Here is a 15593-nt window from a genome sequence, read left to right as displayed (position 1 = left end):
CCATCATGGGCCGATGAGGATCAAGCCCGGGCGGCCGCGGCTGTCGGACTACGCGTCGTTCGTCGACGACTCCACGGCGTCGCCGGCGGCGCCCGTCACCGTGACGTGGGCCGGCGTGACCACCCTGCTGATCAGCGACGGAACGTCGGCGATCATGACGGACGGCTTCTTCTCGCGGCCGTCGCTCCTGTCGGTGGGAGTGCGGCGCCTGGAGCCGTCCGTCCCGCGTATCGAGGCCGGGCTGCGGCGGCTGGGCGCCGAGCGCCTCGACGCGGTGGTGCCGGTGCACACGCACTTCGACCACGCGATGGATTCCGCCGCGATCGCGGAGCGGACCGGGGCCGTCCTGGTCGGCGGCGCATCCGTCGCGCACCTGGGGCACGCGCTGCCCGGCACGCAGGTCAGGGTCGTCCGGGACACTGCACCGCAAGCCTTCGGCGGCTTCGACATCACCCTGATCGAGGGCCACCACTGCCCGCCCGACCGGTACCCGGGGCAGATCACCCGCCCGGTCATCCCGCCCGTGCGCGCGTCGGCCTATCGCTGCGGGGAGGCGTGGTCGATGCTGGTGCGCCACCGCGCGACCGAGCGCACGGCACTCGTCGTCGGGAGCGCCGGGTTCGTGGCCGGGGCGCTGACCGGCCGCAGCGCGGAGGTCGCGTACCTGGGCATCGGGCAGCTGGGCCTGCAGTCCGGCGCCTACATCGAGCAGTACTGGTCCGAGACGGTCCGCACGGTGGGCGCCCGGCGTGTGGTCCTGACCCACTGGGACGACTTCTTCCGGCCGCTGGACCGGGGCCTGCGTGCCCTGCCCTACGCGGGCGACGACCTCGACGTGTCGATGGCGGCACTCACCCGGCTGGCGGCCGAGGACGTTGTGCCCCTGCACCTTCCGACGCCGTGGCGGCGCACCGACCCCTGGCGCGACTAGGCCGGCCGCGCGCCCGCCGCGGCCGCCCGGCCGGCCGGCGCGGGTCAGCGTGGCGCGATCGGCAGGGTCGTCACGATCCGGTCCGACGGGGTGGCCGCGCCGCCCGGGCGCTCGATCGAGATGCCGAACGTCACCGCGCCGTCGATCGACGTGACCGCCGCCGTCGTCGTGGGGCGCACGTCGGCCTGCGTCATCGTGCCGCGGGAGCGGGCGCTGCCGCCCGGATCCATCAGCCACATCTGGTAGACGGTGCCGTCCTGCGGCGGCGGGACGTCGTTCATCAGCACCACGCCGGCGTTGCGCTCGCGCGAGTAGATGAACGAGATCGTCGCGTCGCCGACCCGCGCCTGCGCGGTCCGCGCGTCGGGCGCCGCGAGCACGATCTCCGTCTCCGACGGTGCCCGGCCGTCCTGCCCGGCGAGGACCGAGCGGCCGAGGACGACGCCGGCCGCGACGGCGACCACCACGACGGCCGCCGCGGCGACCGCGCGCAGCGCCGTGCGCGACGGCCGGCGGCGCCGGCGGATCGGCGTGACCCCCGGGTCGTCGACGACCTCGGCGAGGACGCGCTCGAAGACCTCCGCGGGCGGCTCGACCCCGTGCTGGGCGGCCTGCGCCGCCATGGTCTCGCGCACCGCGCCCACCCGGGCGTCGAACTCCTCGCGGACGTCGGCGGCCGCCGCCTCGCGCGCCGCCTCGATGCCCGACCGCTCGTTCGCGTCGACGGCGTGCAGTGCGTAGACCTCCGCGTCGTCGAGGAGGACGTCCTCGCCCCCGGTCCCCTCCGGCGCGTCGGTCATGACAGCACTCCGAGGGGCTCCAGGCACCGGCGCAGGCGCGCGATGCCGTCGCGAATGCGGCTCTTCACGGTGGCGAGCGGGGCGTCCAGCCGCTCCGAGACCTCGCGGTACGTGTGACCGCCGTAGTAGGCCATGGTGAGGGCGTCGCGCTGCGGGTCGCTCAGCGTGTCGAGGCAGTCGACCACGGCGCCGGAGTCCTCGCGCCGTTCGCTGGTCTCGGACACCACGTCGTGCGGGCGCTGGTAGCTGGCGTGCGCGAAGGTGTTCTCGCGCTCGCCGCGGGAGCGTTCGGCGCGGACCCGGTCGACGGACCGGCGGTGCGCGATCGTCACGAGCCACGCCTCGGCCGAGCCGCGGGCGGCGTCGAAATCGGCGGCCTTGCGCCACGCCTCGAGATACACCTCCTGGGTGATCTCCTCGCCGTAACCGCGGTCCCCGATCACCCGCAGCGCCGTGCCGAAGACCAGGCGACCGGTGCGCTCGTACAGTTCGCGGAAGGCCCCGACGTCGCCGGCCGCGGTGCGTTCGAGCAGGTCGTCGGCCTCGGTTCGCGCACGAGTCATCCAGGTGCCTCCTTCGTCCCGCGGTACGTTACCGGCTCCCGGCGCACCGGACCGGATTCCGCCCCCGACCGCGGGGCGCAGCACCGTCAGGGGAGCGCACACAGCGGCGCGATCCGCTCGAGTCCCCCGGTGGTGGGCGTGCTCAGGATCGTGCACGCGTTGTAGCCGAGCCGCTCCGCGGTGGCGCGCAGCTCCGCCCACCGGGCGGGCGGCACCGCCGCCGTGCGGGACAGGACGAAGGCGCTGCGGCGCGCCGGATCGCCGACGAACGCCCACGAGTAGTCGGGCGCCAGGGCCGCGACCACGTAGTTGGGCGGACCGTCGAGGGCCTCCTGGGTGGGGACACCCGGGAACGAGACGTGGAGCTGTGCCGTCGTGCGGGGATCGGTGACGCGGGCGTTGCCCCGGATCGAGGAGGTCGCCCCGGTCCACGTGGTGCAGGTGTTGTGGACGGAGACGTTCGTCGCGTCGACGATCCGGTAGGTCGCCGTGGTGTCGCGCGCGCACTGCACGCTGAACGGCGCGGGGATCGCGGCGAGCTGGTGCCAGGTCCCGGCGTAGCGGGCCACGTCGACCTTCGCGACGGGGCCGAGGGGTGACGCGGCGGCGGGGGCGGCGACGGCTGTCGCGACGGCGAGGGCAGCGGTGCCGGCGATGGCGGCGGAGCGGGCGGTGCGGTTCATCGGTTCTCTCCTCGGGGAGGTCGGGGGACGAAGAAGGACGTGCGGGCCGCGCGCGAGGCGGCGGTGGCCAGGAGGAGGCCGCTCATCGCGCCCCTGCCGGCGCGAGCACGATCTGCTGCACGTCCAGGTAGCCCGACCGGAAGCCGGCCTCGCTGTACGCGAGGTAGAACTCCCACAGGCGGCGGAACCCGGGCGTGTCCGCGGGCGGCGGCAGCGTGTCGGGATCGGCGAGGAAGCGCTCGCGCCACAGGCGCAGCGTGTGCGCGTAGTGCGCCCCGAACCGGTGCCGGGCGCGGATGCCGAGCCCGGCGGTTCCGGCGGCCGCGGCGATCGCCTCGGTGGACGGCAGCATCCCGCCGGGAAAGACGTACTTCTGGATCCACGTGTACGTGCGCAGCGTGGCGAGCATCCGGTCGTGCGGCATCGTGATCGCCTGCAGCGCGATCCGACCGTGCGGTTCCACGAGCCGCGCCAGCGTCGCGAAGTACTCGTCCCAGTGCGCGGCGCCGACGGCTTCGATCATCTCGACGGAGACGACCGCGTCGTAGACGCCGTCGATGCGGCGGTAGTCGAGCAGGTCCACCCGCACCCGATCGGCGAGCCCGGCCGCGGCGATCCGCTCGAGCGCCAGGGCGCGCTGCTCCGTCGAGAGCGTCACCGAGCGGACCGTCGCGCCCCGCGCGGCCGCGCGCAGGCAGAGCTCACCCCAGCCGGTCCCGATCTCGAGCAGGCGCGTGCCGGGGCCCACACCGGCGGCGTCCAGCAGGCGGTCGATCTTGGCGTGCTGCGCGTCCCTCAGCGCCGGCCGGCGGGGTGCTCCGGCGTCCCCCGCGCGGGTCACGCCGGGCTCCCCGTCCGGGATCTCGTCGCGGGAGAACAGCGCGCTCGAGTAGGTGAGGGTCTCGTCGAGGAACGTCGCGAACAGCTCGTTCGAGAGGTCGTAGTGGTGGGAGACGTTGTCCCGGACGTGGTCGGGTGTGCCGAGCTCGGTGCGGGGCCGCGCGACTGCGGCGAGGCGGCGCAGCGACTGCAGCCACCGCGGCACCAGCTCGGGCATCCGCTCCGCCAGCGCGGTGAGGGCCGCGACCAGGTCCGGGGAGTCCCACTCCCCGGCCACGTAGGCCTCGCCGAAGCCGATGAGGCGAGACGTTCCGATCCTGCGGTGCACGGCGTCCGGGGCGTGGAGCACGATCGCCGGACCCGCGGGGGCGGGAGCACCCGCGGCGAGGATCTCCACCCCGCTGCGGCCGGCGGCGCGCGCGAGGAGACCGCGGGCCGCGCGGCCCAGGAGGCGCCCGCGGAGCCCGGCGGGGACGGGGACGCCGAGGTGGCCGGCGTCGGAGCTGCGGGGTGCGAGATCGACGGTCACGGGTGCGCTTTCTGGTCGGTGGAGCCGGGGCGGGGGACGAGCGGCAGGCCGGAGGCCCACAAGCGGATGCCGTGCCGGCGGATCCGGACGGCGACGAGCAGCGGCACGAGCGGGGCGCGCAGCTGCGACAACAGGATCCGTCCCGGCGTCGCGGGGCGGCGGGTGCCCCGCCACTGGGCGGTGAACGGGGCCCTGCCGGGCCGTTCGAGCACCACGTCGATGGACAGCTCCCCGTCCGGCTCGGGCATGCGGAGGCGGTACACGCCGTCCACGGGGTGGAACGGGGAGACGTAGAACTCCTTGGCGACCGACGCGCCGGCATGCGCCCCGGGGCCCAGCACGTAGGCGTGCCGCCCGCTGTAGGTGTTGTGCACCTCGGCGACGATCGCCCGGACCTCCCCGGCGGCGTCGTGGCACCAGAAGACCGTCAGCGGGTCGAAGACGTAGCCCAGGCAGCGCGCGTTGAGGAGCGCGGTGATCGGCCCGCCGGGGACCTCGGCGCCGTTGTCGCGCAGCGTCTGCTCGACCCGGCGCCGGAGGGTGTCGGCACCGTCGGCGACGGGGGACAGGTGGTCGGCGGCCCGGAACGAGACCAGGGGGCGCAGCCACCACGGCACGGTGGGCGGGGCGTCGACGTCGATGAACCAGCTCGCACTCCGGTGCCGGAAGCCGTACTCGACGGGGGAGCGCCGCAGGTGCCCGATCTCGGTGTCGTACATCGCGGGCGGGCGGGTCACGGCGCTTCCCCGACCAGGCGGCGGGCGGCGCGCAGGCCCGACGCCGCGCCGTCCTCGTGGAAGCCCCAGCCGTGATACGCCCCCGCGAAAGCGAGCCCCGGGCCGGAGATCTCGTCCAGGCGCCGGGCCGCGGCGACGGAATCCGTGGTGAACGAGGGATGCTCGTAGGGCAGCTCGGCGAGCACCCGCGCGGGGTCGACGAGGTCCGCGCCCCCGAGCGTCACCAGCGCGGTCTCGCGCCCGCGGGGCAAGCCCATGAGGCGGGTCAGGTCGTAGGTCACCGAGACCGGCCGCCCGTCGCCGGTGGCGAGGTAGTTCCACGAACCGCGGGCGTTCTCGGTGCGCGGCAGCAGCGAGGTGTCCGTGTGCAGCAGAGCGGGATTCGGGGTGTACCGGATCGCGCCCAGCAGCTCGCGCTCGAGGGCGGTCGGCCCGTCGAGGAGCGCCAGCGCCTGGTGCGGGTGGACTGCGACCACGGCACCGTCGAACTCCTCCGCGGTCCCGGCGTCGTCGACGATCCGCACGCCCCGGTCCGTGCGTGCCAGGCTGCGCACCCCGGTACCGGTCCGCACGTCGGCGACCCCGGCCGCGACCTTCTCCACGTACCGCGCGGATCCCCCGACGACGGTGCGCCACTGCAGCGACCGCCCGACGGTGAGCATGCCGTGGTTGTCGAGGAACCGGAACAGGTGGCGGGCCGGGTAGGCGTCGACGTCGTCGGGCGGGCACGACCACACGGCCGCCACCAGCGGGCGGAGGAAGCCCTCCACGAGGCGCTCGCTGAAGTCCTCGCGCAGGACGAACGCGCCGAGCGGCAGGTCCGCCGTCCCGCCGTGGAGGTGGGCGCGTGCACGCCGGTGGAACCGCGGCACCTCGGCGAGGAGTCGCAGGTGACCGGCGTCGATGAGGTGACGCGGCGTGGGCAGGAGGCCGCGGATCCCCTTGCCTCCCGCGAACTCGACGCCGCGCGCGTCGTCGCGGATCGACATGCTCATCTCGGCGTCCCGGGTGGCGACGCCGAGTTCCTCGAACAGGCCGCACAGCACCGGATACGTGCGGTCGTTGTGGACGATGAACCCGGAGTCCACCTGCACCGGGTCGTCGAACCCGAGGTCGACCGTGTGGGTGTGGGCGTGTCCGCCGAGACGGACGTCCCGCTCGTAGAGCGTGACCCGCGCCGACCGGCTCAGCTCGTGGGCGGCCATCAGCCCGCTGACGCCGCTGCCGATCACCGCGAAGCGCTTGTTCGCATCGTTCATGCCCGTCATTCGGAGCCGCGGCGCCGCCGGATGGGAACGGGCGCGGAGAGATTTCCCACCGTGTGCTCGCGGTGTCCCGGGGCTAGCGTGGAGCCATGGGAATACACGGATCCGCAGTCGTCGACGCCCCCGTCGACGAGGTCTTCGACTGGTTCTCCCGCCCCGGGGCGTTCGCCCGCCTCCAGGCGCCCTGGCTGCCGATGCGGCTCCGGTCGCAGGCGACGTCGCTCGCCGACGGGGTGACGGTGATCGACCTCCCCGGCGGCCTGCAGTGGCGCGCCGTGCACGACCCGTCGGAGTACGTGGCCGGGCGGCGCTTCGTCGACGAGGTCTCCGCGGGCGGCGCCCGCTCCCTTCCCGCGGGCCTGTTCCCGTGGCGGCACGTCCACGGCTTCGAGCCCGTCGACGCGACCCGCACCCGGGTGACCGACGAGGTGCGAACCCCCGTGCCCGAACGCCTGCTCTCGGAGGTCATCGCCTTCCGCTACCGGCGCCTCGCCGGGGACCTCGCGGCGCACCGTCGGGCGGCCGACGCGGGCCTGGCGTCCTCGACGATCGCCGTGACGGGCGCGTCCGGCCTCGTGGGCACCGACCTCGCGGCGTTCCTCAGTACCGGCGGGCACCGGTTGCTGCGGCTGGTCCGCGGCGAGCCGCGGTCCGACGACGAACGCCGCTGGGACCCCGCCGCGCCCGACCCCGCCGCCCTGGAGGGGGTGGACGCCGTCGTCCACCTCGCCGGCGCGAGCATCGCCGGGCGGTTCACGCCGGCGCACAAGGAACGGATCGCCGAGAGCCGGATCGAGCCGACCCGCCTGCTGGCCCGCGCCGCCGCCCGGGCCGGCGTGCCCGTGTTCGTCAGCGCCTCGGCCGTGGGCTGGTACGGGCGCGACCGGGGCGATGAGATCCTCACCGAGGAGTCGGCGGCGCCCGCGGAGCCCGACTTCCTTGCGGACGTGGTGCGCCGCTGGGAGGCCGCCGCGCACGACGGGGCCGGCGACGGGACCCGCGTGGTCACGGTGCGTACCGGCATCGTCCAGGCGCCGCAGGGCGGGACGCTGAAGCTGTTGTTGCCGCTGTTCCGCGCAGGACTCGGGGGCCGGCTCGGCGACGGCCGCCAGTGGCAGCCGTGGGTGAGCATCGACGACCTCGTGGACGTCTACCACCGGGCGCTGTGGGACACCGGTCTGTCGGGACCCGTCAACGCCGTCGCGCCCGGCGTGGTGCGCAACGCGGCCTACACCCGCGCCCTCGGGCGGGCCGTGCACCGGCCGACCCTGCTCCCGGTCCCCGCATTCGGCCCGGCGCTCCTCCTCGGACGCGAGGGCGCCGACGACCTCGCCTTCGCCTCCCAGCGCGTGCGGCCCGCCGTGCTCGAGCAGAGGGGCCACGCCTTCCGGTACCCCGCGGTCGACGACGCGCTCTCGCACCTGCTCGGCGGCTGAGCGCGTACCGTCGGGGCGACGGCGCCGACGAGGAGGACCGATGACCACGACACCCGGAGTACCGGCGGCGGAACTGGCCCGCCTGCAGGCCGCGGGCACCGCGACCGAGGCCTTCGCGCTCTACGACGCGCTGCCCGCGGTGCAGGTGGCCGACATCCTCGGTGACTGGCGCGGCGAGGGCCTCGACACCGGTCACCCCATGGACGGGCTGCTGGAACTGTACGGCTGGCACGGCAAGCGCTTCGCTTCCGCGAACGACGTGCAGCCGCTCGTCTTCGACGGTCCGCGCGGGCCGTACCCGGTGAATCCCGCCGCCATGCCGCTGGGCGCGTCGATGCGGCTGCCCAGGGCGCTGCTCACCGCGACCGCGCCGCTGGCCCGCCGCGGGCTGCGGCTCGTGCGCACGTCGAAACCCCGTGCGCGGCTGCGGATGATGGAGCACCGCGGCGTCGTCACCGCGACCATGAGCTACGACGCGCTGCCCATCAACGACCACTTCCGCCGCGTGGACGACGGCACCCTGCTGGGCGTCATGGACCTGCGCGACGTGCCGCCGTTCTTCTTCGTGCTGCGCCGCTGAGCGTGCGCGGGGCCGGACCGCTCAGGAGTAGCGGACGGCGATCCCCGGGTAGTCGAGCACGAGTCCCGCGGTGTCGTAGCGCAGTTCGCACGCGAAGTCGAACGTCGATGACGCGTAGTCGAAGCGGGGTCCGTCGGTGGTGTCGATCAGGGCGTAGCTCTGCTCGAGCCGGTGCACGGTGAGGTCGGCGCGGACGAACGCCGCGGGGACGTCGACCGCGGTCCCGGGGACGAAGTCGATCCGATGGACGGGCAGCGTGTTGGTCACCGCGGAGGACTCGAAGTCCACGTCGACGCAACCGTCGAGCTCGGGTCGGTGGCGGCCGTCGACGGTCCACCGACCGTCCGGGCCGCGTCGCAGTTCCGTCGAGCGGTCGGACCCGTCGATCAGCCCCGTGGCGCGGACCGTGCGAGTCGCCCACGCTTCGTCGACCTCGATCGCGTACCCGACCGACCAGAGCGCCCCGGCCTCGTCGGCGGTGGTGCGGCCGGTGACGAGCGTGCCGCCGGAACCGGTTCGGAAGAAAACGATCTCGAACCCCGCGCGGGCCTCCCGATGCGTCCACGAGGCGCTCGGAGGTGCCGGGTCGAGGCGCACGGTCACACCTCCCAGGTGTGCACCGGGTTCCCCTCGTGCATGAGCTGCACGTAGTCGGCGAGCATGCCGCGCAGCGCCTGCTCGCGGGACTCGCCCGCGGCCTCGCGGTTCGCGACGGCCTGCCGCTGCCACGACGAGCCGGTCTGGCGCTGGACGCAGCGCCCCTCGAGCACCTGCATGTACCGCTCGCGCGACTTGGAGCCCACGCCGTAGGACTTGAGGCCGGCGTCCATGAGCGGCAGCAGGCGGCGGAGCACCAGCTCGTCGGGCCGGATCCAGCCGACGTTCGGCCAGTAGAGGCCGGCGTCGAAGGCGTCGCGGGCGCCGGAGTGCAGGTTCTCGGTGGCGGCGTCGAAGCTCATCTGGGTCCAGATGGGGCGGTCGGCCTCCACCAGCGCGCGGACCACGCCGTAGTAGAAGGCGGCGTTCGCCATGGTGTCCACCACCGTCGGGCCCGCGGGCAGTACCCGGTTCTCCACCCGCAGGTGGGCGTGCCCGTCGACCACGTCGTAGACGGGGCGGTTCCAGCGGTAGACGGTGCCGTTGTGCATGCGGAGCTCGGGCAGCTCCGGGGACTCGCCGCGGGAGACCACCTCGAGCGGGTCGACGTCGCTGCACACCGGCAGCAGCGCGGGGAAGTAGCGGGTGTTCTCCTCGAACAGGTCGAACGTGGAGGTGATCCACCGCTCGCCGAACCAGACCCGCGGCCGCACACCCTGATTGCGCAGCTCGATGGGGCGGGTGTCGGTGGCCTGCTCGAAGAGCGGGATGCGGGTCTCGTGCCACAGCGCCTTCCCCGCGAGGAAGGGCGAGTTCGCGGCGATCGCCACCTGCACGCCCGCGATCGCCTGTGCCGCGTTCCAGTGCGCCGCGAAGTCCTCGGGCGCCACCCGCAGGTGCAGCTGCAGAGACGTGCACGCCGCTTCGGGGAGGATGGTGTCCGAGGTGATGTCGAGCCGTTCGCCGACCACCGCGCCGGGCAGCGGGGCGCCCTCGATGTCGATCTCGATGTCCTCGCCGCGGGCGGCGAAGACCTGCTCGTTGAGCAGGTCGTAGCGCGGATTCGCGGAGAACCACTGCTTGCCGAAGTGCTCCTCGTCGAGCGTCGGGAGCATCCCGATCATGACCAGGTTCGAGCCCGCGGCGCGGGCCCGCTCGTCGGCGCGGTTCAGCGACTCGCGCAGGGAGTCCTCGAGGTTCTCGGTGCTCTGGTCGACGAACGGCCTTGGGGCCACGTTGATCTCGATGTTGAACTGACCCAGCTCGGTCTGGAAGTCCGGATCGGCGATGGCGTCCAGCGCCTCCGCGTTCGCCATCGCCGGCTCCATCTCGTCGTCGACGAGGTTCAGCTCGACCTCCATGCCGAGCAGCGGCTCCGGCGGCGCACCGTCGTCCGTGAACAGGCCCTCTGCCAGCATGCGCGCGATGGCGTCCGTTCCGCGCTGGACCTGACGGCGGAACCGCATGCGGTCCTCGCGTGTGAACACCCTGGCATCGACATCGGCACCCATGGCTCGCAGCTTTGCAGAAGCGGCGCGGCGCGCGGGGGCGAATGGAGTCATCGGCCGCGCCCGCACTGTCGGTTGTTCACCCACGCGCATGGGTGATGAACTATCGTCGCCATCATCGATGCCGAACCGATAGGGGATCCTCATGCGCGCCGTCCGTCGTTCCGCCCTGGCCGTCACGGCCCTCGCCCTCGCCGCCCCGGCGGCCCTGGCCCCGTCGGGCATCGCGTCCGCCGCGCCCGCGAAGCCGACCACGCCGGCGGCGAAGCTCCTGCTGACCCAGGGCGAGTTCCCCGCCGGCTACCAGGTGCAGAAGGTGAGCCCGAAGGAGCTGTCCGAGATCACCGACTCCGTCGGCACCGGCATCTCCGGCGCCCGCGTGACCCCGGCGCACTGTGCGCCCACGATCGACCGCGCGGCCCTCGGCCGCGCCGCGGGCATGCCGATCGTCGTGGCGGTCAACGAGGCGAAGCGGACCGCCCTGTCGGAGACGCTCTCCTCGGCGGGCTCGCTGGACAACGCGCTCCGCATCCCCGCCGGCTGCGAGAACATCCGCATCGAGATGAACCCGAAGCCCGGCTCGGCCGACCGGGTCGTCATGAACGCCACCTCCGCGCCCGTCGCGCTCCCGGGCGCGCCGAAGGGCGCGCGGGCCGTGTTCACCCGGGCCACGGGCACCGTCACCGTCGACGGTGAGGACACGCGCTTCGTGCAGGAGCAGCTCATCGGCGGCGAGCAGGTCCGCGGCTACGCCGTGCTCCTGGTCTCGACCACGGTGAGCGACACCGGACGCGCCGACCGCGCGGGCTTCACGCAGGCCCTCACCGCGGCGACGAACAAGGTCCGCACCGCGAAGTAGGCGGCCCTGCCGGGGCTCAGCTCCCGGCCACCGTCCGGCCGCCCACGACGGTCCGCGCGACCTTCGCCGTGAGCAGGGCGTCCTCGCCCGCGACGAACGGATCGGCGTCGAGCACGACGAAGTCCGCGGCCAGGCCGGCCCGGAGCGTCCCGGCGACGTCCTCCCACCGACACGAGTACGCCGCGTCGCGGGTCCCGTGCCCGAGGGCCGCGGCGAGTGGCAGGGCCAGTTCCGGGAGGTTCGCCGGCAGCGACGGGTCGATCGCCGACCGCCGGGTGGACGCGACGAACATGTTCGGCAGGGGCGGGTGCGGCGCCGTGGGGGCGTCGGAACCGAAGGCCAGTACGGCGCCGGCGGCGGTGAACTCGGGCCACGGGTAGCCCCGCTCCACGCGGTGATCGCCCAGGTTGGCGCGCCAGGTCGCCTGGATCGCCGGGTCGGCGTGCACCGGCTGCATGGACGCGACGGCGCCCAGCCGGGCGAGCCGCGCGACGTTCTCCTCCGCGACCGTCTCCAGGTGCTCGAGCCGGTGCCGCCGATCGAGCGGGCCGTTGGCCTCGATCGCCCGCTCGAGCGCGGTGAGCGCGATGTCGGAGGCCTCGTCGCCGATGGCGTGCATCGCCACCTGCAGGCCCGCGGCGTCGGCGGCCCGGACCACCGGCTCCAGGGCGTCCAGCGGCCAGATGGGGCCGGGCCGGCTGCCGTCGGCGAAGGGCGCCCGCATGGCGGCGGTGCAGCTGTCGATGACGCCGTCGACCATGATCTTGACGCCCGCGATCCGGATCGGCCCGCCGGCCAGCCGTTCGGCGTGCGCGCGCGCCTCGCCGACCTGCGCCAGGTCCGCCGCGGTGTCGCCCGTCGGCGCGATGAGCCAGTGCGCGGCGACCCGGATCCCCAGCCGGCCGTCGGCCGCGGCGCGCTCGAGGGCGGCGAGGTCGTCGCCGCGCATCCCCATGTCGACGGCGCCCGTCACGCCCGCCGCCAGGTAGGCGGCGACCGCGGCGTCGAGGGCGCGGTCACGGTCGGCGTCGGTGACCAGGCCCGCGAGGAAGTCCTCGGCCAGGCCCAGGGCCGCCGTCTCGTAGAGCATGCCCGTGGCCGCGCCGGCCGCGTCGCGGCCGATGGTGCCGCCGAGGGGGTCCGGGGTCGCGTCGTCGATGCCGAGCTCGGCCAGGGCGGCGGTGTTGACCCAGATCGAGTGCATGTCGTTCGAGTGCAGGTAGACGGGGCGATCGGCGACGGCCTCGTCGAGCAGGTGCCGGTCGGGGGCGCGCCCGGCGAGCGGCTCGAACAGCCACTGCCCGCCGATGAGGCGCGGCGCGTCGGGATGTTGCGCGGCGTAGGCGCGCAGGCGCTCCTGCAGGTCGGCCGCGTCGCGGGCGCCGAGGAGGTCGAGGTGTCCGAGCGAGGAGCCGAGGTGGACGAGGTGGGTGTGGGCGTCGACGAAGCCGGGCAGGACCACGGCACCGTCGAGCTCGACGACCCGCAGGTCGTCGATGCCGCGGACGTGCTCGCGCGCGTCGGTGTCGGAACCGACGAAGCGCAGTGCGCCCGCGGATTCGACGAGGGCCTCGGCCCAGGGGCGATCCGGGTCGGCGGTGAAGATCCGGCCGCCGCGGTGCAGGGTGGTGGTCATGGACTACTCCGATTCAGGGGTGGGGAATCCGTAGAGGATGCGGGTGAGCAGGGCGTACAGGCCGGCGGCGACGAGGACGCCGACCGGGAGCGAGAGGTCGATCCCGCCGAGGGCGACGGCGATCGGCCCGCGGAACTCGACGGTGTGCGCGCACAGCAGGGCCAGGCCGGCCGCGGCGAGGACCGAGACCGCGCCGGCCGCGTTCACGCCGCGCGTGAACCAGAACCGCGAGGCGGGCGAGACGTCGCTGAGCGCCGTCCCGTCGTAGCGGCCGCGGCGCAGCACGATGTCGGTCACGTACACCGCCATGATCGGTCCCACGAGGACGACCAGCATCGACAGGGCGCTACTGACCGCGCCGAGGAAGTCGGACACGAACAGCGCGTACAGGGTCAGCAGCGCGCCGAGGAGGCCCGTGACAGCGACCGCCCGCGCCCGGCTCAGGGGCACGCCGACCGACTGCAGGGCGAGCCCGGCGCTGTACGAGGTGAGCGCGTTGTTGCTGATGGTGCTCACGATCACGGCGACGAGGAAGACCGGCACGAACCACGACGGGATCAGTGCGATGAGGCCCGCCTGGGGGTCGGACATGTCGACCGCGGTCGCCGCGAGGGCGCCCACCGCGACGAGGACGACGCCGGGGATCGCGCCGCCGAGGGCCGTGGCCGCCGCGACGGAGAATCCGCTGGTGTCCGCGGGGAGGTAGCGCGCGAAGTCGGAGCTGATCGTGTACGACAGCGGGGCGGCGGCCACCAGGGTGAGGCCGCCGAGGACGGCGACCCACAGGTCGAAGCCGTGCAGCGGCGCCGGCTGCGCGAAGCCGAGGTCGGCGCGGGAGGCCACGAAGCCCGACATGACCAGGAAGACGACGCCGAGGATCAGCGACAGCAGCGGGTAGAGGCGGCTGATCACGCCCTGCCCGAAGACGGCGACGGTCACCGTCGCCGTGGCGATGGCCGCGATGACGACGAGCTGGGCCGGGGTTCCGAGCGGCACCCCGAAATGCTGCAGCAGGGTGTAGCCGACGGCGGCCGCCGCGGCCCAGTTGATGGCGATGTAGCAGACCGAGACGAACCATCCGTTGACCGCGATCGCGACCCGGTTGCCGCGCACCCCGTACATCGCGCGGGTGGTCACCTGGCTCGGCGTGCCCGATACCGGCCCCGGGATCGCGACGATCCCCGTGACCACGGCGAACAGGCAGCCGACGACTCCGACGGCCACGGCCTGCCAGAGTTCGAGGCCCATGAGCACGAGCGCCGCGCCGACCACGACGGACAGGTAGTTGATGCTGGGCGCGCACCACAGCGCGAACAGGTCGCGGGCGCGGCCGTGGCGTTCGTCGTCGGGGATGACGTCGATGCCGCGGGCCTCGACCCGGGGCCGGGACGGGGTCGCCGCGGGTGCGGACGGTGCGGCGGGCACGGGCGGTCCCGGCGGGGCGGGCTTCGGGATCGGCGTCATCGGGCCTCCACGGGATCGGTCGCGCCGCGCGGGGCGGCGGCGCTGTGTGGCGCGAGTCACGCTAGGTAGCCAAAACGATTTGGACAAGGGTGTGGGTGGAATCACCGGAGGGTCTAGCGTGGGTGCCATGACCAGCCGGCCCCGGATCGCCGACGTCGCCCGTCGTGCGGGCGTCTCGGTCACGACGGTCTCGCACACGTTCAGCGGCAACGGCGTCGTCGCCGCGGACACGCGCGAACGGGTGCGCGCAGCGGCCCACGCGCTGGGATACCGGCCCGACGTGCTGGCGCAGGGGTTGCGCCGCAACCGGCTCAGCGTGCTCGCGCTCGTCGTGCGGCCGCTGGACCGGATCGACCCGGGCCAGCTGCACGGCGTGGACTACTTCCTCCGGCTCGCGGGCGCCGCCGCGATGGCCGCGCTCGACGCCGGCTACTGCCTCATGCTGGTCGGGGACCCCGCGCGGGACGACGCCCCGTCGGCCGCCCTCGCCGCCGAGGGGATCCTGCTGACCGAGCCGACCCGCGACGACCCGCTGCTCGACCTGTGCGAGCGGATCGGCACGCCCTGCGTCACCGTCGGGCTGCCCCCGCGCGACGACGGGACCTGGGACGACGGTGCGCCGGGGCACGTGGGGATCGAGACCGAGCGCATCACGCACGACGTGCTCGAGCACCTCGCGGCCGCGGGCAGCCGCGCGATCGCCTTCCTCGCCGCCGACGAACAGGACGAGTGGTCACTGCGCTCGATCGAGGTCTACCGCGCCTGGTGCGCCGACCGGGGGATGCCCGCCGCGGTGATCGTGCACGCGGACGCGCTGGGCGCGGAGGCGGGCGTGGACGCGGTCGACCGGTGGTTCCCGCCGGGCTCCGTCCCGGGCGTCGGCGGCGTGCCCGACGCGCTGTACTGCCTCGCCGCGGCGCCCGCCGCCGGGGCGGCCGAGCGGTTGCGCGAGCGGGGCTACGCGGTGCCGGCCGCGGTGCGGATCGCGGCGGGCTCCGACGCCGAGGAGGCGCGCGCGGCGGACATCACGGCCGTCGACCTGCAGCCCGAGGAGCTGGCCAGGCGGGCGGTGACGACGCTGGTCGCGGTGCTGCGGGACGAGGGCGCGCCCGACCAGCCCGCCGGCGTCGGGCGGCTCGTGCCCCGCGGCTCGACGGCGCGCTGA

15 protein-coding genes are annotated in these 15593 nt (G+C 74.5%); 5 read left to right on the top strand and 10 right to left on the bottom strand.

All coding sequences use genetic code 11. From position 1 onward, the window contains the following. Positions 1-13 precede the first annotated feature (13 nt). Entirely contained in the window at positions 14-931 is a 918-nt protein-coding gene (locus ACM9LD_RS05285) for an MBL fold metallo-hydrolase (RefSeq protein WP_415675710.1), read from the top strand. 44 nt (positions 932-975) lie between these two features. On the opposite strand, the gene ACM9LD_RS05280 is transcribed toward ACM9LD_RS05285, so the two are convergent. The 6 genes from ACM9LD_RS05280 to ACM9LD_RS05255 all read right to left on the bottom strand — a co-directional run bounded on the left by ACM9LD_RS05280 (position 976) and on the right by ACM9LD_RS05255 (position 6342). Next, positions 976-1731 carry an anti-sigma factor gene (locus tag ACM9LD_RS05280; protein ID WP_415675709.1) on the bottom strand — a complete coding sequence of 252 codons (756 nt, stop codon included), beginning with the start codon at positions 1729-1731 and terminating at the stop codon, positions 976-978. Beyond that, positions 1728-2294 carry an ECF RNA polymerase sigma factor SigK gene (gene sigK / locus ACM9LD_RS05275; RefSeq protein ID WP_415675708.1) on the bottom strand — a complete coding sequence of 189 codons (567 nt, stop codon included), beginning with the start codon at positions 2292-2294 and terminating at the stop codon, positions 1728-1730. The genes ACM9LD_RS05280 and sigK overlap by 4 nt, the downstream gene beginning before the upstream one ends. Positions 2295-2380: 86 nt before the next feature. Further along, the gene (locus ACM9LD_RS05270) at positions 2381-2977 is read right to left on the bottom strand and encodes a lipocalin family protein (RefSeq protein WP_415675707.1); all 597 of its coding nucleotides are present in this window, start codon (positions 2975-2977) and stop codon (positions 2381-2383) included. A gap of 82 nt (positions 2978-3059) precedes the next feature. Further along, entirely contained in the window at positions 3060-4346 is a 1287-nt protein-coding gene (locus tag ACM9LD_RS05265) for a class I SAM-dependent methyltransferase (RefSeq protein ID WP_415675706.1), read from the bottom strand. Beyond that, positions 4343-5065, bottom strand: coding sequence for a DUF1365 domain-containing protein (locus ACM9LD_RS05260; protein ID WP_415675957.1), 723 nt, complete (start codon positions 5063-5065; stop codon positions 4343-4345). The genes ACM9LD_RS05265 and ACM9LD_RS05260 overlap by 4 nt, the downstream gene beginning before the upstream one ends. 14 nt (positions 5066-5079) lie before the next feature. After that, a complete protein-coding gene (locus ACM9LD_RS05255; protein ID WP_415675705.1) occupies positions 5080-6342 on the bottom strand; it encodes an NAD(P)/FAD-dependent oxidoreductase in 1263 nt (420 codons plus the stop codon). A 95-nt stretch (positions 6343-6437) separates the two neighbouring features. On the opposite strand from ACM9LD_RS05255, the gene ACM9LD_RS05250 reads away from it, so the two are divergent. Continuing rightward, positions 6438-7784, top strand: a complete 1347-nt coding sequence (locus tag ACM9LD_RS05250) for a TIGR01777 family oxidoreductase (RefSeq protein WP_415675704.1) — start codon at positions 6438-6440, stop codon at positions 7782-7784. Positions 7785-7824: 40 nt separating this feature from the next. After that, positions 7825-8364 (top strand): DUF4334 domain-containing protein, encoded by a 540-nt coding sequence (locus tag ACM9LD_RS05245; protein ID WP_415675703.1) that lies wholly within the window; start codon positions 7825-7827, stop codon positions 8362-8364. A 21-nt stretch (positions 8365-8385) separates the two neighbouring features. Here ACM9LD_RS05245 and ACM9LD_RS05240 read toward each other — a convergent pair whose 3' ends face one another. Together ACM9LD_RS05240 and ACM9LD_RS05235 are read right to left on the bottom strand one after the other, a co-directional pair. Then, a complete protein-coding gene (locus ACM9LD_RS05240; RefSeq protein WP_415675702.1) occupies positions 8386-8961 on the bottom strand; it encodes a putative glycolipid-binding domain-containing protein in 576 nt (191 codons plus the stop codon). 2 nt (positions 8962-8963) lie between these two features. Beyond that, positions 8964-10472 carry a glutamate-cysteine ligase family protein gene (locus ACM9LD_RS05235; protein ID WP_415675701.1) on the bottom strand — a complete coding sequence of 503 codons (1509 nt, stop codon included), beginning with the start codon at positions 10470-10472 and terminating at the stop codon, positions 8964-8966. Positions 10473-10614: 142 nt separating this feature from the next. On the opposite strand from ACM9LD_RS05235, the gene ACM9LD_RS05230 reads away from it, so the two are divergent. Next, positions 10615-11328, top strand: coding sequence for a hypothetical protein (locus ACM9LD_RS05230; RefSeq protein ID WP_415675700.1), 714 nt, complete (start codon positions 10615-10617; stop codon positions 11326-11328). A gap of 16 nt (positions 11329-11344) precedes the next feature. Here the strand turns inward: ACM9LD_RS05230 and ACM9LD_RS05225 are convergent, their stop codons facing one another. Together ACM9LD_RS05225 and ACM9LD_RS05220 are read right to left on the bottom strand one after the other, a co-directional pair. Continuing rightward, on the bottom strand, positions 11345-12964 hold the full coding sequence (locus ACM9LD_RS05225) for an amidohydrolase (RefSeq protein WP_415675699.1): 1620 nt from the start codon (positions 12962-12964) through the stop codon (positions 11345-11347). A 3-nt stretch (positions 12965-12967) separates the two neighbouring features. Continuing rightward, positions 12968-14428, bottom strand: coding sequence for a purine-cytosine permease family protein (locus tag ACM9LD_RS05220; protein WP_415675698.1), 1461 nt, complete (start codon positions 14426-14428; stop codon positions 12968-12970). 127 nt (positions 14429-14555) lie between these two features. Between ACM9LD_RS05220 and ACM9LD_RS05215 the strand changes: the two genes are divergently transcribed. Then, positions 14556-15593 carry a LacI family DNA-binding transcriptional regulator gene (locus tag ACM9LD_RS05215; protein ID WP_415675697.1) on the top strand — a complete coding sequence of 346 codons (1038 nt, stop codon included), beginning with the start codon at positions 14556-14558 and terminating at the stop codon, positions 15591-15593.

This window comes from Tsukamurella hominis (genome assembly GCF_965137015.1).
Taxonomy (GTDB): Bacteria; Actinomycetota; Actinomycetes; order Mycobacteriales; family Mycobacteriaceae; genus Tsukamurella; species Tsukamurella hominis.
This window is presented reverse-complemented; position numbering and strand designations above follow the sequence as displayed.

Excerpts from the sequence above, each read along its gene's own strand:
- ACM9LD_RS05285 (WP_415675710.1), top strand. The coding sequence starts at position 14 with ATGAGGATCAAGCCCGGGCGGCCGCGGCTGTCGGACTACGCGTCGTTC.
- ACM9LD_RS05280 (WP_415675709.1), bottom strand. The coding sequence starts at position 1,731 with ATGACCGACGCGCCGGAGGGGACCGGGGGCGAGGACGTCCTCCTCGAC.
- sigK (WP_415675708.1), bottom strand. The coding sequence starts at position 2,294 with ATGACTCGTGCGCGAACCGAGGCCGACGACCTGCTCGAACGCACCGCG.
- ACM9LD_RS05270 (WP_415675707.1), bottom strand. The coding sequence starts at position 2,977 with ATGAACCGCACCGCCCGCTCCGCCGCCATCGCCGGCACCGCTGCCCTC.
- ACM9LD_RS05260 (WP_415675957.1), bottom strand. The coding sequence starts at position 5,065 with ATGTACGACACCGAGATCGGGCACCTGCGGCGCTCCCCCGTCGAGTAC.
- ACM9LD_RS05255 (WP_415675705.1), bottom strand. The coding sequence starts at position 6,342 with ATGAACGATGCGAACAAGCGCTTCGCGGTGATCGGCAGCGGCGTCAGC.
- ACM9LD_RS05250 (WP_415675704.1), top strand. The coding sequence starts at position 6,438 with ATGGGAATACACGGATCCGCAGTCGTCGACGCCCCCGTCGACGAGGTC.
- ACM9LD_RS05245 (WP_415675703.1), top strand. The coding sequence starts at position 7,825 with ATGACCACGACACCCGGAGTACCGGCGGCGGAACTGGCCCGCCTGCAG.
- ACM9LD_RS05235 (WP_415675701.1), bottom strand. The coding sequence starts at position 10,472 with ATGGGTGCCGATGTCGATGCCAGGGTGTTCACACGCGAGGACCGCATG.
- ACM9LD_RS05230 (WP_415675700.1), top strand. The coding sequence starts at position 10,615 with ATGCGCGCCGTCCGTCGTTCCGCCCTGGCCGTCACGGCCCTCGCCCTC.
- ACM9LD_RS05225 (WP_415675699.1), bottom strand. The coding sequence starts at position 12,964 with ATGACCACCACCCTGCACCGCGGCGGCCGGATCTTCACCGCCGACCCG.
- ACM9LD_RS05220 (WP_415675698.1), bottom strand. The coding sequence starts at position 14,428 with ATGACGCCGATCCCGAAGCCCGCCCCGCCGGGACCGCCCGTGCCCGCC.
- ACM9LD_RS05215 (WP_415675697.1), top strand. The coding sequence starts at position 14,556 with ATGACCAGCCGGCCCCGGATCGCCGACGTCGCCCGTCGTGCGGGCGTC.